The sequence below is a fragment of the Diaphorobacter ruginosibacter genome, from assembly GCF_014395975.1.
Lineage (GTDB): Bacteria > Pseudomonadota > Gammaproteobacteria > Burkholderiales > Burkholderiaceae_C > Diaphorobacter_A > Diaphorobacter_A ruginosibacter.
The window spans coordinates 4336801-4352940 of record NZ_CP060714.1 but is presented as its reverse complement, the minus strand read 5'-3'; the positions used below and the strand labels follow the sequence as shown (position 1 = coordinate 4352940).

Here is a 16140-nt window from a genome sequence, read left to right as displayed (position 1 = left end):
GCCGCGAGTGAACCAGCCATTGCTGCACACCACGGTCCTGCTGAACGAGGCGGTCGATGCCCTGTTCAGTCCTGACCACGACGCTTCGGCGACCTATGTCGACGGCACCTTCGGCCGGGGCGGCCACTCGGGCCTGATCCTGCAGAGGCTGGGGCCGGGCGGACATCTCGTGGCGTTCGACAAGGACCCACAAGCCATCGAAGCCGCAACGCGCATCACTGATGCGCGTTTTTCAATCCGGCACGAAGGCTTTCGCCATCTCGGCGAACTGCCTGAGCGCAGCGTGGACGGGCTGCTGCTGGACCTGGGGGTGAGCTCTCCACAAATCGATGATCCGGAGCGTGGCTTCAGCTTCCGCTTCGACGGCCCGCTGGACATGCGCATGGACACCACCCGTGGTGAAAGTGTGGCCCAGTGGTTGGCAGAGGCTGAAGCAAAGCAGATAGCGGAGGTGATACGTGACTACGGCGAAGAACGGTTTGCTGGCCCCATTGCAAAGGCGATTGTTGCTCGGCGCGAGGAACGGGGTCCAATTACAAACACCTCCGAATTGGCCGACGTCGTGGCTGGCGCGGTCAAAACCCGCGAGCCGGGCCAGAACCCTGCAACGCGCACATTTCAGGCTCTTCGGATTTTCATCAACGCCGAGCTTGAAGAGCTGCAACAGGCGCTAGAAGGCAGCCTGCGCATTCTCAAGCCGGGCGGCCGCCTGGTGGTGATCAGCTTTCATTCGCTTGAAGACCGCATCGTCAAGCAGTTCATCGCGCAGCACTCCAAGGAGGTCTACGACCGCCGTGCACCCTTTGCGCCGCCGACACCGATGCGCCTGAAGGCGCTCGACCGCATCAAGCCCGGTGCCGACGAGGTGCAGGGCAACCCACGCTCGCGCAGTGCCGTGATGCGCGTGGCCGAGCGCACGGAGGTGCCGGCATGATGCTGCGCCTGAACCTGTTGCTGCTGTTGGCGGTGATGCTGAGCTCCATGTACCTGGTGAACAACCAGTACGACGCGAGGCGCCTGTTCACCGAACTCGACCGCGCACAGGCGGAGGCGCGCCGTCTTGAAACCGAACACCAGCGGCTGCAGGTCGAGAAACGCGCACAGGCCACGCCGCTGCGCGTGGAAACACTGGCGCGCGAGAAGCTGCAGATGACTTCCGCCACGCCGGCGATCACCCAATATGTCACCGATGACGGAACGCCCGTCGTATCGGTGACCAGCACGGCCACCGCTTCAGCGCCCGCGGCCGGCGGGAGGCGCCCGTGAGCACGCGCAGCGTCAACTACATCTCCAGCCCGCTGCTTGCGAGCAAGACGCCCGTCTGGCGCAGCAAGTTCATCGTCGCTGTCGTCGCCCTGGGATTCGTGGGTCTGGCGGCGCGCGCGGCCTATGTGCAGGTCATCGGCAACGACTTCTTCCTGCGCCAGGGTGAGGTGCGCTTTGCCCGTACCCTGGAGCTGCCGGCCAACCGCGGCCGCATCCTCGATCGCAACGGGCTCATCCTCGCGTCCAGCGTTCCCGCCGCCAGCATCTGGGCGATCCCCGAAGACGTGGAGCAGGACAAGCCCGAGGTGCAGGCCAAGCTCAAGCAGCTGGCCAAGCTGATGGACATGCCGTATGCATCGCTCAAGGCGAAGCTCGCCGACGAGGACAAGAGTTTTGTCTGGATCAAGCGCCAGCTTGACTGGGGCGTGGGCCAGGAAATCGCCAAGCTCGAGATCAAGGGCATCTTCCAGCGCAAGGAATACAAGCGCGAGTATCCCGAGGGCGAGTCGGCGGCTCACATCGTCGGCTTCACCAACGTGGAGGACCACGGCCAGGAAGGCATGGAGCTCGCATTCGACAAGGAGCTCGCCGGCAAGCCGGGTTCGCGCCGCGTGATCAAGGACCGCCTGGGCCGCATCGTCGAAGGCGTGGGCGTGGAAGTGCCTCCGCTCGACGGCAAGGACATCCAGCTGTCGGTGGACAGCAAGGTGCAGTTCTTCGCCTACCAGAAGCTGCGCGACACAGTGATCGAGAAGAAGGCCAAGGCCGGCAGCGTGGTGGTGCTGGATGCCCATACGGGCGAGGTGCTCGCGCTGGCCAACTATCCCACCTACGATCCGGGCAACCGCAAGAACCTGACCGGCGAGCAGCTGCGCAATCGCGCAATGACCGATGTATTCGAGCCGGGATCGACCATCAAGCCGATCACGATCGGGCTGGCGCTGAACTCGGGCCGCGTGAAGCCGGAGACGACGATCGACACCACGCCGGGCCGGATCAACATCACGGGCTCCACCATCTCGGACACGCACAACTACGGGGCGCTGACCGTCGAGGGCGTGATCCAGAAGTCGAGCAACGTCGGCACGACCAAGATCGCGATGAACATGCCCGCCAAGGACATGTGGGAGACGTTCTCGGCCGTCGGATTCGGGCAGAAGCCCAACATCTCCTTCCCTGGAGCCGTCGCCGGGCGCTTGCGTCCCTACAAGAGCTGGCGCCCGGTGGAGCAGGCCACCATGTCGTACGGCTACGGCCTGTCGGCCAGCCTGTTCCAGATGGCGCGCTCCTACACCGTGTTCTCCAACGACGGCAAGGTGATTCCGGCCACGATGCTCAAGAGCAGCGAGCCCGCCGTGGGTGTTCCGGTGTTCACGCCCAAGACGGCGGCGCAGGTGCGCAAGATGCTGCACATGGCGGCCGGCCCGGGTGGTACCGGCCAGCGCGCACAGACGGTGGGCTACTCGGTGGGCGGCAAGTCCGGTACCGCGCGCAAGCAGATCGGCAAGACCTATGCCACAGGCAAGTACCGTGGCTGGTTCACGGGCATGGCGCCGATCGACAACCCGCGCATCATCGTGGCGGTCATGATCGACGAGCCCACCGTGGGCTCGGCCTATGGCGGTATCTCCGCGGCACCGGTCTTCAGCGAAGTGGTGCAGCAGACGCTGCGCATGATGGGCGTGCCGCCCGACATGGCCGTGCGTCCGCAGATCGTCGCCGACCCCGTGGAGGAGTTGCCCCTATGAGCGTTCTCCTTCACCTCGCCTCTGCCCAGGACGCCGTGCGTTGGCTGCGTGAGCGCGTGACCGGCACATTGCAGACCGACAGCCGCCTGATCCAGCCGGGTGACGGATTCATTGCCTGGCCCGGCGCTGCGACCGACGGCCGGCTGCACGTGGGCAACGCGCTGGCCAATGGGGCCGTGGCATGCCTGGTCGAGCAGGAGGGCGTCGACGCCTTCGGTTTCGACGGCGCGCACATGGCGACCATGCGTGGCCTCAAGGCGACCACGGGCCCGATCGCTGCGGCGTGGTTCGATCTGCCCACCACGCGGCTCGACGTGATGGCTGTGACGGGCACCAATGGCAAGACCAGCACCGCGTGGTGGCTGGCCGAGGCGCTCAATGCACTGGCCGGACAGGCCGACGTGCTGACCTACAAGGGCTGTGCGCTCATCGGCACGCTGGGCGTGGGCCTGCCCGGCCGCATGGAGTCGACGGGGCTGACCACTCCCGATCCGGTGCGGCTGCAGCGAGCGTTCGCACAGTTCATCGAAGAAGGCATTGGTGCGTGCGCGATCGAGGCATCGTCCATCGGCCTGGCCGAGCACCGCCTTGCCGGCACGCGCATCCGCACCGCGCTGTTCACCAACCTCACCCAGGACCACCTGGACTACCACCCGTCCATGCAGGCCTACTGGGAGGCCAAGCGCGAGCTCTTCGACTGGCCAGGCCTGCGCACAGCGGTGATCAACATCGACGACCAGCACGGCGCGCAACTGGCGCAGGAGCTCGAGGCGTCGCAGCTCGACATCTGGACCGTGTCGCTGCGCGGGAATGCGCGGCTGAAGGCGCGTGACATTCGCCACAGCGATGACGGCCTGGTGTTTACGGTGGTCGAGGGCGTGCATGCCTTCATGCTGCAGACACAGGTGATCGGCCTGTACAACGTCTCCAATCTGCTGGGGGTGATCGCCGCCCTGCGTTCACTCGGCATTGCGCTCGAGCATGCGCTGTGGGCCTGCGCGCAGCTCACTCCGGTGCCGGGGCGCATGGAGCGCATCACCTCCGCGGGCCAGCCCATGGTGGCTGTCGACTATTCGCATACGCCCGATGCGCTCGAAAAGGCTCTGCAAGCCCTGCAGCCCATGGCCAGGGAGCGCGGCGGCAAGCTTTGGTGCGTGTTCGGCTGCGGCGGCAACCGCGACCCGGGAAAGCGCCCCCACATGGGCGCGATCGCGCAGCGATTCTCGGACGAGGTGGTCGTCACCAGCGACAACCCGCGCAATGAAGAACCGATGAGCATCATCGAGCAGATACTGAAGGGCACGACGCCCGCGCAGACGCTGCGCGTGCAGGCCGATCGCGCCCAGGCCATCTCCGAGACCCTGGCCGCGGCGGCCGCGCAAGACGTGGTGCTGATCGCCGGCAAGGGGCACGAGGACTACCAGGAAGTGCGGGGCGAACGCCACCACTTCTCCGACATCGAGCAGGCACGGGCCGCACTGGCGCAACGCGGAGGTGCGGCATGAGCGCGCAGAAGAAGGCATTGATGACCCTGGGCGACGCGTTCGCGCTGGTGTCCGAGCGCATGCCGTCGGCCCGCCTGATCGGGGATGGCAGCCTGCCACTGCAGCGCGTGCATACCGACACGCGCACGCTGGCAGCGGGCGACCTGTTCGTGGCACTCAAGGGCGAGCGTTTCGATGCCAACCAGTTTCTCGCGCAGGCGCGCGAGGCCGGTGCCATTGCCGCCATCGCGCACGGCGGGCTGGAGGACGCGGGTCTTGCCGGTATCCATGTGCCGGACACGCTGCGTGCCCTGGGGGCTCTTGCCGCGGGTTGGCGCAGGCACTGGCATGGCCCGCTGATCGGCGTGACCGGCAGCAACGGCAAGACTACCGTGACGCAGATGATCGCGTCCATCCTGCGTGCCTGGAAGGCCGAGGCCGCGTTCGCGACCCAGGGCAATTTCAACAACGACATCGGCGTTCCGTTGATGCTGCTGCGCATGGGCGCGCAGCATGAGGCAGCGGTGATCGAGATGGGCATGAACCATCCCGGCGAGATCGCCTACCTTGCCGACCTTGCGCGCCCGACGGTGGCGCTGGTCAACAACGCACAGCGCGAGCACCTGGAGTTCATGCAGACGGTGGAAGCCGTCGCGCGCGAGAACGGCAGCGTGTTCGCATCACTGCCGCGCGATGGCGTGGCGGTGTTCCCGGCCGAGGATGCCTACACGCCGCTGTGGCGCGAGCTTGCCGGCAAGCGCCGCACGCTCATGTTCGGCGAGCGGGCGGGCGATGTGCAATGTGCCCGGGCCGAGTGGCAGGGCGCGGGCTGGCAGGTGCGGATCTCGACACCGCAGGGCGCATTCGACACGGAACTGCACATTGCAGGCAGCCACAACGTGGCCAACGCCCTGGCCGCCACGGCCTGCGCGGTGGCGGCGGGCGTGCCGCTGTTCGCGATCGCCAGGGGCCTCACGCAGTTCGAGCCCGTCAAGGGCCGCTCGCGTGCGATGGTGCTGCCGCTGGCGGGTGGTCATGCGATCACGCTGGTGGACGACAGCTACAACGCCAATCCTGATTCCGTGCGTGCCGCGATCGACGTGCTTGCCAGTCTCCCCAGGCCGCAGTGGCTGGTGCTGGGCGACATGGGCGAGGTCGGCGACCAGGGGCCGCAGTTCCATGCCGAAGCCGGTGCCTATGCACAGGGGCGCGGCATCGACCGGATGTTCGCACTGGGTCACCTGGCGACCCACGCTGCCGAGGCCGCAGGGCCTCTTGCGCAGCATTTTGAAGACATGGCATCGCTGCTTGCAGCGGTGCAGGCCAGCCTGCCGAAGGACGGCAGCGTACTGGTCAAGGGATCGAGATTCATGAAGATGGAACAAGTGGTGCAGGCGCTGCAGGCGCGGTCGGCCGAAGACACCACCCGCGGGGAAGGTCAACCAACTGGAGGTCGCGCATGCTGCTGACGCTCGCTCAATGGTTGCAGACACTGTCGCCGGAATTCGGATTCCTGCGCGTGTTCCAGTACATCACCTTCCGCGCGGTGATGGCCGCGCTCACGGCACTGCTGATCGGCCTGGCCGCGGGACCTCGTGTGATCCGCATGCTCACCTCGCTCAAGATCGGCCAGCCGATCCGCGAGTACGCGATGCAGTCGCACCTGGCCAAGAGCGGCACGCCGACCATGGGCGGCGTGCTGATCCTGCTGGCGATCACCATCTCCACATTGCTGTGGGCCGATCTCTCGAACCGCTTCGTATGGATCGTGCTCGCCGTGACGCTGGGCTTCGGTGCCATCGGCTGGGTGGATGACTGGCGCAAGGTGGTCAACAAGGACCCGGAGGGCATGCGCTCACGCGAGAAGTATTTCTGGCAATCCGTGATCGGCCTGCTCGCTGCGCTCTACCTGGTGTTCAGCATCTCCGAGAACTCCAACTGGCGCGTGTTCGAGCTGTTCATCTCGTGGGTGCAGTCGGGCTTCTCGCTCGACCTGCCGCCCAAGGCCGGCCTGAACGTTCCCTTCTTCAAGGAGGTGACCTACCCGCTGGGCGTGCTGGGTTTCGTGATCCTGACCTATCTGGTGATCGTGGGATCGAGCAATGCGGTGAACCTGACCGACGGCCTCGATGGCCTGGCCATCATGCCGGTGGTCATGGTGGGCGCGTCGCTGGGTGTCTTCGCCTATGTGACCGGCAGCGTGAGCTATTCCAAGTACCTGCTGTTCCCGCACATCGCGGGCGCGAGCGAACTGATGATCTTCACGTCCGCCATGGCCGGCGCGGGGCTGGCATTCCTGTGGTTCAACACGCATCCGGCGCAGGTGTTCATGGGCGACGTGGGCGCGCTCGCGCTCGGCGCGGCGCTCGGCACCATCGCCGTGATCGTGCGCCAGGAAATCGTGCTGGCGGTGATGGGCGGCATCTTCGTGGTCGAAGCGCTCTCCGTGATGCTGCAGGTCACCTGGTTCAAGTTCACCAAGAAGCGGTATGGCGAAGGACGCCGTCTCCTGAAGATGGCGCCGCTGCACCACCATTTCGAGAAAAGCGGATGGAAGGAAACGCAGGTCGTCGTGCGTTTCTGGATCATCACCATGCTGCTGTGCCTCATCGGCCTCACGACCCTGAAACTCAGATGAGTCCGCTGCCGAACGACCCCCTCCGTCATGAAGCCGCCCAGGCACCCGAAGTGGTGCCGGAGGTGGCTTCGGTCGTTTCCGAACTGCAGGCGTCGAATGCCCTGCAGCAGGATGCTCCGGTGGCCGTACCGGATCCGATGTCGGAACCGTTGACGGAGCTGGCACCGGAACTGGTGCCCCCGACGCCCGGGCTGGATGCCGAAGTTTCGCTGGCTGCCCCGGATGACGGCCTGGCGGCTGCAGACGAGGCAGTGACCGCATCGCCAGACGAAGCGCAGCCCGAGCCCGAACCCAAGCCCGCCTACCTGGGTGCCGCCGAGAACTTTGTCGCACCGGCGAAGTCCGCCGCTGCGGAAGCGGCCGAATTCGTCGCACGCATCTTTGCCGATGTCCAGGGCAAGGACGAGGCGGAGCCAGCGGCCGATGCCGGCGAGCCTGCCGATGCATCGACATCTGCATCGACCGAAGAGGGCGCGGAGAACGCTGCCCAGGAGCCGCAGGACGAAGCGATTCCCGTGCCCGCATTCGAGCCCTACCTGCAGGGCAAGCGCGTATTGATCCTGGGTCTGGGGGCATCCGGCATGGCGATGGCGCGCTGGTGCGCCCGCAGCGGTGCCGACGTGACGGTGGCCGATACGCGCGAGGCGCCGCCGCAAAAGACCCAGCTGCAGCAGGAGTTGCCGCAGGTGCGCTTCGTTGCTGGCGCCATGGGAGCCGACCTGGTCGAAGGGCAGTCGCTCGATGCCGTGTATCGCTCGCCGGGGCTGTTCCCGGCCGCCATCGCTGCCGTGGTCGAGGCCGCCCACGCAGCGCAGATTCCTGTGGGCGGCGAACTCGACCTGTTCACGCTGGCATTGCGCGAGCTAGCTGCCGAGCGCAGCTACCAGCCTTCCGTGCTGGCGATCACGGGAACGAACGGCAAGACCACGGTCACGTCGCTCACCGCACTGCTGGTGGAGTGTGCCGAGAGGACGGTGGCCATGGCCGGGAACATCGGCCCCACGCTACTCGACACGCTGTCGCAGCACCTCGATGCCGGCACGCTGCCGCAGGTGTGGGTGCTGGAGCTCTCCAGCTTCCAGCTCGACGGCGTCAAGGGTTTCGAGCCCACGGCAGCCACCGTACTCAACATCACCCAGGACCATCTGGACTGGCACGGCAGCCTGCAGGCCTATGCGGCCGCGAAGGCGCGCATCTTCGGCGACCAGGCGCTCATGGTGCTGAACCGCGACGACCAGATGGTGATGGACATGCTGCCGCCGCCCGTGCGCGTCAAGCTGCAGAAGCCGCAGTTGCGCACGCATGTCACCTTCGGCGGCGACATGCCGCAGCGCCCCGGCGATTTCGGCATCGAGATGGTCGGCGGAATGGCGTGGCTTGTGCGCGCGCACGAGGCCGACGAAACCAGCCGCAAGTCGCGCTCGGCGCAGGAGGTTGATCTCTATATCCAGCGCCTGATGCCGGCCGACGCGCTGCGCATCCGCGGTCGCCACAACGCAATGAACGCGCTGGCGGCACTGGCGCTGGCGCACGCCGCGGGCTGCGCACTGGCGCCGATGCTGTTCGGGCTGCGCGAGTACCGCGGCGAACCGCATCGCGTGGAGCCGGTGGGGATCGTGAACGACGTCGAGTACTTCGACGACAGCAAGGGCACGAATGTGGGCGCCACGGTGGCGGCACTGAGCGGCCTGGGGCCGGATCGCCGCCTGGTGGTGATCCTGGGGGGCGATGGCAAGGGCCAGGACTTCTCTCCACTCGCCTCCCCGATCTCCCGCTATGCACGGGCCGTGGTGCTGATCGGGCGCGATGCCGCGCAGATCGAGGCGGCGCTGCAGGACACCGGCGTACCGCTGCTGCATGCGGCCACCATGCCGGAGGCTGTGCAGCTGTGCGCGCAGAACGCGCAGGCCGGCGACGCCGTGCTGATGTCCCCGGCATGTGCCAGCCTGGACATGTTCGACAACTATGCGCACCGCGCGCGGGTGTTCTGCGATGCGGTGCAGGCGCTGGCCGATGATGCCGGCCAGGTTCTGGGAGGACAGGCATGACGGCCGATGTGGAACGCCCGAGCCTGTGGCAACGTCTTGCCAGCCCGTTTGGCGGCCTGTTCGGCGGCCTTCCAGCGAAGGCGGCGGACGTGCTGCCGGTGCGCATCGGCGGCACCGAATACCGTCAGACCGCCGCAACGCCGGCGCGCATGGTGGGATTCGACCAGGCGCTGCTGTGGGTCGTGATCTTCCTGCTCGCATGGGGCGTGGTGATGGTGTACTCGGCATCGATCGCGATGCCGGACAACCCGCGCTTCGGCAATATCGAGCACTACCACTTCGTCAAGCGCCATGTGCTGTCGCTGCTCATCGGCTTCTTCTGCGCATGGTTCACCTTCAAGATCCCGATGAAGCTCTGGGAGCGCTATGCGCCGTGGATGTTCGTCGTCGCTATCCTGCTGCTGGTCGCGGTGCTGATACCGCACGTGGGTACCGTGGTGAATGGCGCGCGCCGCTGGCTGTCGCTGGGTTTCATGAACTTCCAGCCGTCGGAGCTCGCCAAGCTGGCCGTCGTGATCTATGCATCCGACTACATGGTGCGCAAGATGGAGGTGAAGGAGCGTTTCTTCCGCGCCGTGCTGCCGATGGCCATTTCGGTCGCCGTGGTCGGCGCGCTGCTGTTGGCCGAGCCCGACATGGGGGCCTTCATGGTGATCGCCGTCGTCGCCATGGGCATCCTGTTCCTGGGTGGCGTGAACGCCCGCATGTTTTTCCTGATCGCGGCCGTGCTGCTGCTGGCCTTCGCCTGCATGGTGTGGTTCTCCGACTGGCGCCGTGAGCGCATCTTCGCGTACCTCGATCCGTGGAGCGAGAAGCACGCACTCGGCAAGGGCTATCAGCTCTCGCACGCGCTGATCGCGATCGGCCGTGGCGAGATCTTTGGTGTCGGCCTGGGCGGCAGCGTGGAGAAGCTGCACTGGCTGCCCGAGGCGCACACCGACTTCCTGCTGTCGGTGATCGGCGAGGAGTTCGGCCTGATGGGTGTGCTGATCCTGATCGTCGCCTTCCTCTGGCTCACGCGCCGCATCATGCACATCGGCCGCCAGGCGATCGCGCTGGACCGTGTGTTCTCCGGACTCGTGGCGCAGGGCATCGCGATGTGGATAGGTTTTCAGTCATTCATCAACATGGGCGTGAACCTGGGCGCTCTGCCCACCAAGGGGCTGACCCTGCCGCTGATGAGCTTTGGAGGATCGGCGGTGCTGATGAACCTGGTGGCGCTGGCGGTGGTCCTGCGCGTCGACTACGAGAACAAGGTCCTGATGAGAGGAGGCCGCGTATGACGACAGCGACACGCACCGCGCTCATCATGGCAGGCGGCACGGGCGGGCACATCTTCCCGGGACTGGCCGTGGCGGAGGAACTGCGCGCGCGCGGCTGGAGCGTGCACTGGCTCGGCACGCCGGGCAGCATGGAGTCCCGCATTGTTCCGCCCAAGGGTTTCCAGCTCGAGACCATCGATTTCTCGGGCGTACGCGGCAAGGGGCTGGTGACGCTGGCCCTGCTGCCGCTGCGCCTGCTGCGTGCGTTCTGGCAGGCACTGTCGGTGGTGCGCCGCGTCAAGCCCGACGTGATCGTGGGCATGGGGGGCTACGTCACCTTCCCCGGCGGGATGATGGGGGTGATGGCCGGCAAGCCGCTGGTGCTGCATGAGCAGAACTCGGTGGCCGGCATGGCCAACAAGGTGCTCGCGGGAGTGGCCGACCGCATCTTCACGGCGTTCCCGAACGTGTTCAGGAAGGGGCAGTGGGTGGGCAACCCCCTGCGCGCGGCATTCACCCGCATGCCCGATCCCGCCACCCGGTTTGCCGGGCGCACGGGACCGCTCAGGCTGCTGGTGGTCGGTGGCAGCCTGGGAGCGCGGGCGCTGAACGACATCGTGCCGCAGGCGCTTGCCCTGATCCCCGAGCAACAGCGTCCGCAGGTGACCCACCAGAGCGGTGCGACGCAGATCGATGCGCTGCGCACGAACTACGAAACGGCGGGCGTGCAAGCCACGCTCACGCCGTTCATCGACGACACCGCGCAGGCGTTTGCCGACGCGGACCTGATTGTCTGCCGCGCGGGCGCCAGCACCGTGACCGAGATCGCGGCGGTCGGTGCCGCTGCCGTGTACGTGCCGTTTCCCGCCGCCGTCGACGACCACCAGACCACGAATGCGCGGTTCCTGGTCGATGCGGGCGGTGGCTGGCTGGTCCAGCAGCGCGACCTCACGCCGCGCGGACTGGCGGACATGATCATGAATTTGCAGCGCCCTGCGCTGCTGGAGAAGGCGCTGAAGGCCAAGGCTATGGAAAAGATCAACGCCACCCGCGAGGTGGTGACCGCATGTGAGGAACTGGCACGATGAAGCACGCCATCCGTCACATCCATTTCGTGGGCCTCGGTGGTGCGGGCATGAGCGGCATTGCCGAAGTGCTGCACAACCTGGGCTACATGGTGTCGGGCTCTGATCTGTCGGACAGCGCTACGCTGCGCCGCCTGCAGCAGCTCGGCATCCGCACGCATGTCGGCCATGCGGCCGCGAACATCGAGGGGGCGAATGCCGTGGTCACCTCGACGGCCGTGCAGGGCGACAACCCCGAGGTGCTGGCGGCGCGCGAGAAGAAGATTCCCGTGGTGCCCCGTGCACTGATGCTGGCCGAGCTCATGCGCCTGCGCCAGGGCATCGCGATTGCCGGCGCCCACGGCAAGACCACGACCACCAGCCTGGTCGCGAGCGTGCTGGCCGAGGCCGGGCTCGATCCCACCTTCGTGATCGGCGGCCGATTGAACAGCGCGGGCGCGAACGCCAAGCTGGGCAAGGGCGAGTACATCGTGGTCGAGGCCGACGAGTCTGACGCATCGTTCCTGAACCTCCTGCCGGTGATGGCGGTGGTCACGAACATCGATGCGGACCACATGGAGACCTACGGGCACGATTTCGAAAAGCTCAAGAGCGCATTCGTCGAATTCCTGCACCGCATGCCGTTCTACGGCACGGCGATCCTGTGCGTGGAAAGCCCGGCGGTGCGCGACATCCTGCCGCGCCTCACGCGCCCGGTGATCACCTATGGCTTCGGCGAGGACGCCCAGGTGCGCGCCGTCGATGTGCGCGCCGTCGGCACGCAGATGCATTTCCGCGTGCAGCGCAGCGGCCCCGCGGCCGGCCCGGATCTCGACGTGGTGCTCAATCTTGCGGGCATGCACAACGTGCTCAATGCGCTCGCGGCCATCGTGGTGGCTGCCGAAGTGGACGTGTCCGACGAGGCGCTGCTGCGCGGGCTTGCCCACTTCAACGGTGTGGGGCGGCGCTTCCAGCGCATCGCCGACCTGCCGGCGAGCGATGGCGGCACCTTCGACCTGATCGAGGATTATGGCCACCATCCGGTCGAAATGGCCGCGACGATGGAGGCCGCGCGTGGGGCATTCCCGGGCCGGCGTCTCGTGATGGCGTTCCAGCCGCATCGCTACAGCCGCACGCGCGACTGCTTCGAGGATTTCGTGAAGGTACTCGGCGAGGCCGACGCGGTGCTGCTGACCGAGGTGTACGCCGCCGGGGAGCAGCCCATCGTCGCCGCCGACGGTCGTGCGCTCGCGCGCGCCGTGCGCGTGGCGGGCAAGGTGGAGCCGGTCTTCATCGACGACGTGGCCGAGCTGCCAGAGCGCATCCTGAGCGGTGCCAGGAGCGGCGACGTGGTGATGTGCATGGGCGCGGGCTCGATCGGTGCCGTGCCCGCCAAGGTGTCCGAGATCGTATCGGGCAAGGGTCAGTCTGCGCAGGAAGGAAAGGCGCAATGAGCAGCAACAACAAGCAATTGAACATCGATGCCCGCGGCCTCGGCAAGGTCGCCGTGCTGATGGGGGGTACGTCGGCGGAGCGGGAAGTCTCGCTGATGTCCGGCGGTGGCGTACTGCAGGCACTGCAATCGCGCGGCGTGGATGCGCATGCGTTCGACCCGTCGCTCAACAACTTGTGCGACCTGAAGGCGCATGGCTATGACCGCTGCTTCATCGCGCTGCACGGTCGCCATGGCGAGGACGGCACGGTGCAGGGCGCGCTCGAGTTGCTGGGCATTCCCTACACCGGCCCCGGCGTGATGGCTTCGAGCATCTCCATGGACAAGATCATGACCAAGCGGATCTGGCGTGCCGAAGGCCTGCCGACACCCGACTGGAAGCTCGTGTCCAGTGCCGCCGAGACCGCGCAGGCCTTCAAGGACCTGGGTTCTCCGATGATCGTCAAGCCTGCGCGCGAAGGCTCCACCATCGGCCTCACCAAGGTGACGTCGGTCGGCCAGTGCGAACAGGCCTATCGCCTCGCATCCCAGTTCGATCCGGAAGTGCTGTGCGAGCAGTTCATCGATGGCGACGAGACCACCTGCCCGATCCTGGGCCAGGGCCATGACGCCCGTGCGCTGCCCGTGATCCGCATCGTCGCCCCCGAAGGCAACTACGACTACCAGAACAAGTACTTCACCGACGTCACGCAATACCACTGCCCGAGCGGCCTGCCCGAGGCGGAGGAGCGCGAGATCCAGCGCCTCGTCGTCGAGGCCTTCCGCACCCTGGGCTGCCGCGGCTGGGCACGTGCGGACATCATGATCCGCAAGAGCGACCGCAAGCCGTTCCTGCTGGAAATCAATACATCGCCCGGCATGACGGGCCATTCGCTGGTGCCGATGTCGGCACGGGCCGAAGGCATCGACTACCCCGAGCTGTGCCTGCGCATCCTGTCGATGGCCTCGCTCGACGCACGCCAGGGCACCCCGAAGAATGAACCGCAAGGAGCCGGCGCGCAATGAACGACGCACTGCCAGCACCTCTCGACGTCAGAGTCATGAACATGATCGCCACGATCCTGTTCGTGTGCTGCGCCGTGGGCCTGCTGGTGGGCGGCGGCTGGTGGTTCCTGCGCAATCCGGCGTTCAGCATCGGGCGCATCGTGGTGCATGGCGATCTCTCGCACATCAATCCGGTGAGCCTGCGCGCCAACGTGGCGCCGCAGCTGATGGGCAATTTCTACACGCTGAACCTGCAGCAGGCGCGCGAGGTGTTCGAGGGCGTTCCATGGATCCGCAAGGCGCAGGTGCGCCGCGAGTTCCCGAACGGCCTTGCCGTCGAGATCCAGGAGCACCAGGCGCGCGCGTTCTGGGGCGCCGAGGGCAGCCCCACGCTGGTGAACAACTACGGAGAGGTCTTCGAGGCGGATGCGGATGACGACGAGGACTCGCGCCTGCCGCGCCTGATCGGGCCGGATGGCCGCTCGCTCGAAATGCTGCAGATGTATGACCGGCTCGCTCCCGCGGTGAAGCCGCTGGGGTCGGCCATCGACACGCTGGCGCTCAACGGACGTGGCAGCTGGCGCATGACGCTCGAAGGCGGCGCGAGCATCGAGATGGGCAGCGGCAGCACGATCGACGTGCTGCAGCGGCTGGACCGCTTCGTGCGCACGGTATCGAAGGTCGCTGCGCAGCAGGGCCGCAAGGTGGATTCGCTGGAGACCGCTGATCTCCGGCAGATGGATGGATATGCGTTGCGCCTGCGCGGCGTGACCACGGTGAGCGCAGAGACGGCTGCCGCACGCGCGAGGACTGCGGCGGCGCGGGCGACCGCACGGCCGGCGGCGGCGCGCACGACGACAACGACACGCACACCCGGGCGCAACAACTGAGGGCAGGACGGATTTATGGCAAGAGAATACAAAGATGTGGTTGTCGGGCTGGACATTGGAACAGCCAAGGTGATGGCCGTCGTGGCCGAGGTGATGCCGGACGGCAACCTCAAGCTCGCGGGCCTGGGCATCGCGCCGAGCAACGGCCTCAAGCGTGGCGTGGTGGTCAATATCGACGCGACCGTGCAGAGCATCCAGCAGGCCCTGAAGGAGGCCGAGCTGATGGCCGACTGCAAGATCCAGCGCGTCTACACCGGCATCACCGGCAGCCACATCCGGGGCCTCAACTCGAGCGGCATGGTGGCCGTGAAGGACAAGGAGGTCTCGCCCACCGACGTCGCACGCGTGGTGGAAACCGCCAAGGCCATCAACATCTCGAGCGACCAGCGGCTGCTGCTGGTCGAGCCGCAGGAGTTCGTGATCGACGGGCAGGACGTGAAGGAGCCCATCGGCATGAGCGGCATCCGTCTCGAAGCCAAGATCCACATCGTGACCGGCGCGCAGAGCGCCGCCGAGAACATCATCAAGTGCGTGCGCCGCTGCGGCCTGGAGGTCGAGCAGCTCATGCTCAATCCGCTCGCCAGCAGCCAGGCCGTGCTGACCGACGACGAGCGCGAGCTCGGCGTGGCCGTGGTCGACATCGGTGCGGGCACGACGGACGTGGCCATCTTCACCGGCGGCGCGATCCGTCACACGGCCGTCATCCCGATCGCCGGCGACCTCATCACCAGCGACATCGCGATGGCGCTGCGCACGCCGACCAAGGACGCCGAGGACATCAAGGTCGAGAGCGGCTATGCCAAGCAGCTGCTGGCCGATCCGGACGCGCAGGTCGAGGTGCCGGGTCTGGGCGACCGCGGCCCGCGCATGCTCTCCAAGCAGGCGCTGGCCGGCGTGATCGAGCCGCGCGTCGAAGAAATTTTTTCACTCGTGCAACAAGTGATACGCGAGTCCGGGTTTGAGGAAGTGCTGTCGTCTGGCATCGTGCTGACGGGTGGCAGCGCGGTGATGCCGGGCATGGTCGAACTGGGCGAGGACATCTTCCTCAAGCCGGTGCGACGCGGCATCCCGAAGTATTCAAGTGCCCTGTCCGACATGATCGCCCAGCCTCGCGCGGCGACTGTCATGGGGCTTTTGGAGGAAGCGCGGCTCGCACGCCTGCGTGGATTCAAGGTCGCGGCCAAGAGTGGCTCTGTGAAAACAGCGTTCGGTCGTTTCAAGGACTTCATCGTGGGGAACTTTTGAAATGACGGAGCATCTTCTCTGGCTTGCACGCGCGGGACCACCGTCCCCGTTCGTTCGC

At 66.5% G+C, this 16140-nt stretch carries 13 protein-coding genes; all 13 read left to right on the top strand.

The annotated features are described in order from the left end of the window. Positions 1 to 7: 7 nt before the first annotated feature. The 13 genes from rsmH to ftsA all read left to right on the top strand — a co-directional run bounded on the left by rsmH (position 8) and on the right by ftsA (position 16082). On the top strand, positions 8 to 934 hold the full coding sequence (rsmH, locus tag H9K76_RS19720) for a 16S rRNA (cytosine(1402)-N(4))-methyltransferase RsmH (protein ID WP_187596985.1): 927 nt from the start codon (positions 8 to 10) through the stop codon (positions 932 to 934). After that, positions 934 to 1266, top strand: coding sequence for a cell division protein FtsL (ftsL, locus tag H9K76_RS19715; RefSeq protein WP_187600749.1), 333 nt, complete (start codon positions 934 to 936; stop codon positions 1264 to 1266). The genes rsmH and ftsL overlap by 1 nt, the downstream gene beginning before the upstream one ends. Further along, on the top strand, positions 1263 to 3014 hold the full coding sequence (locus tag H9K76_RS19710; RefSeq protein WP_187596984.1) for a peptidoglycan D,D-transpeptidase FtsI family protein: 1752 nt from the start codon (positions 1263 to 1265) through the stop codon (positions 3012 to 3014). Before ftsL ends, H9K76_RS19710 begins: the two co-directional genes overlap by 4 nt. Next, positions 3011 to 4519, top strand: coding sequence for a UDP-N-acetylmuramoyl-L-alanyl-D-glutamate--2,6-diaminopimelate ligase (locus H9K76_RS19705; protein WP_187596983.1), 1509 nt, complete (start codon positions 3011 to 3013; stop codon positions 4517 to 4519). The genes H9K76_RS19710 and H9K76_RS19705 overlap by 4 nt, the downstream gene beginning before the upstream one ends. After that, positions 4516 to 5967: a UDP-N-acetylmuramoyl-tripeptide--D-alanyl-D-alanine ligase gene (locus tag H9K76_RS19700; RefSeq protein WP_187596982.1), complete on the top strand. Its 1452-nt coding sequence runs from the start codon at positions 4516 to 4518 to the stop codon at positions 5965 to 5967. The genes H9K76_RS19705 and H9K76_RS19700 overlap by 4 nt, the downstream gene beginning before the upstream one ends. Next, positions 5958 to 7136, top strand: coding sequence for a phospho-N-acetylmuramoyl-pentapeptide-transferase (gene mraY / locus H9K76_RS19695; protein WP_187596981.1), 1179 nt, complete (start codon positions 5958 to 5960; stop codon positions 7134 to 7136). The genes H9K76_RS19700 and mraY overlap by 10 nt, the downstream gene beginning before the upstream one ends. Before the next feature lie 137 nt (positions 7137 to 7273). Beyond that, entirely contained in the window at positions 7274 to 9184 is a 1911-nt protein-coding gene (murD, locus tag H9K76_RS19690) for a UDP-N-acetylmuramoyl-L-alanine--D-glutamate ligase (protein ID WP_187600748.1), read from the top strand. After that, positions 9181 to 10467, top strand: coding sequence for a putative lipid II flippase FtsW (gene ftsW, locus H9K76_RS19685; protein ID WP_187596980.1), 1287 nt, complete (start codon positions 9181 to 9183; stop codon positions 10465 to 10467). The genes murD and ftsW overlap by 4 nt, the downstream gene beginning before the upstream one ends. Continuing rightward, positions 10464 to 11534: an undecaprenyldiphospho-muramoylpentapeptide beta-N-acetylglucosaminyltransferase gene (gene murG / locus H9K76_RS19680; RefSeq protein WP_187596979.1), complete on the top strand. Its 1071-nt coding sequence runs from the start codon at positions 10464 to 10466 to the stop codon at positions 11532 to 11534. The genes ftsW and murG overlap by 4 nt, the downstream gene beginning before the upstream one ends. After that, complete coding sequence (gene murC, locus H9K76_RS19675; protein ID WP_187596978.1) at positions 11531 to 12964, top strand: UDP-N-acetylmuramate--L-alanine ligase; 1434 nt, start codon at positions 11531 to 11533, stop codon at positions 12962 to 12964. The genes murG and murC overlap by 4 nt, the downstream gene beginning before the upstream one ends. After that, positions 12961 to 13968 carry a D-alanine--D-alanine ligase gene (locus tag H9K76_RS19670; protein ID WP_187596977.1) on the top strand — a complete coding sequence of 336 codons (1008 nt, stop codon included), beginning with the start codon at positions 12961 to 12963 and terminating at the stop codon, positions 13966 to 13968. Before murC ends, H9K76_RS19670 begins: the two co-directional genes overlap by 4 nt. Further along, positions 13965 to 14837: a cell division protein FtsQ/DivIB gene (locus H9K76_RS19665; protein ID WP_187596976.1), complete on the top strand. Its 873-nt coding sequence runs from the start codon at positions 13965 to 13967 to the stop codon at positions 14835 to 14837. The genes H9K76_RS19670 and H9K76_RS19665 overlap by 4 nt, the downstream gene beginning before the upstream one ends. Positions 14838 to 14852: 15 nt before the next feature. After that, positions 14853 to 16082 carry a cell division protein FtsA gene (ftsA, locus tag H9K76_RS19660; protein ID WP_187596975.1) on the top strand — a complete coding sequence of 410 codons (1230 nt, stop codon included), beginning with the start codon at positions 14853 to 14855 and terminating at the stop codon, positions 16080 to 16082. Positions 16083 to 16140 lie beyond the last annotated feature (58 nt).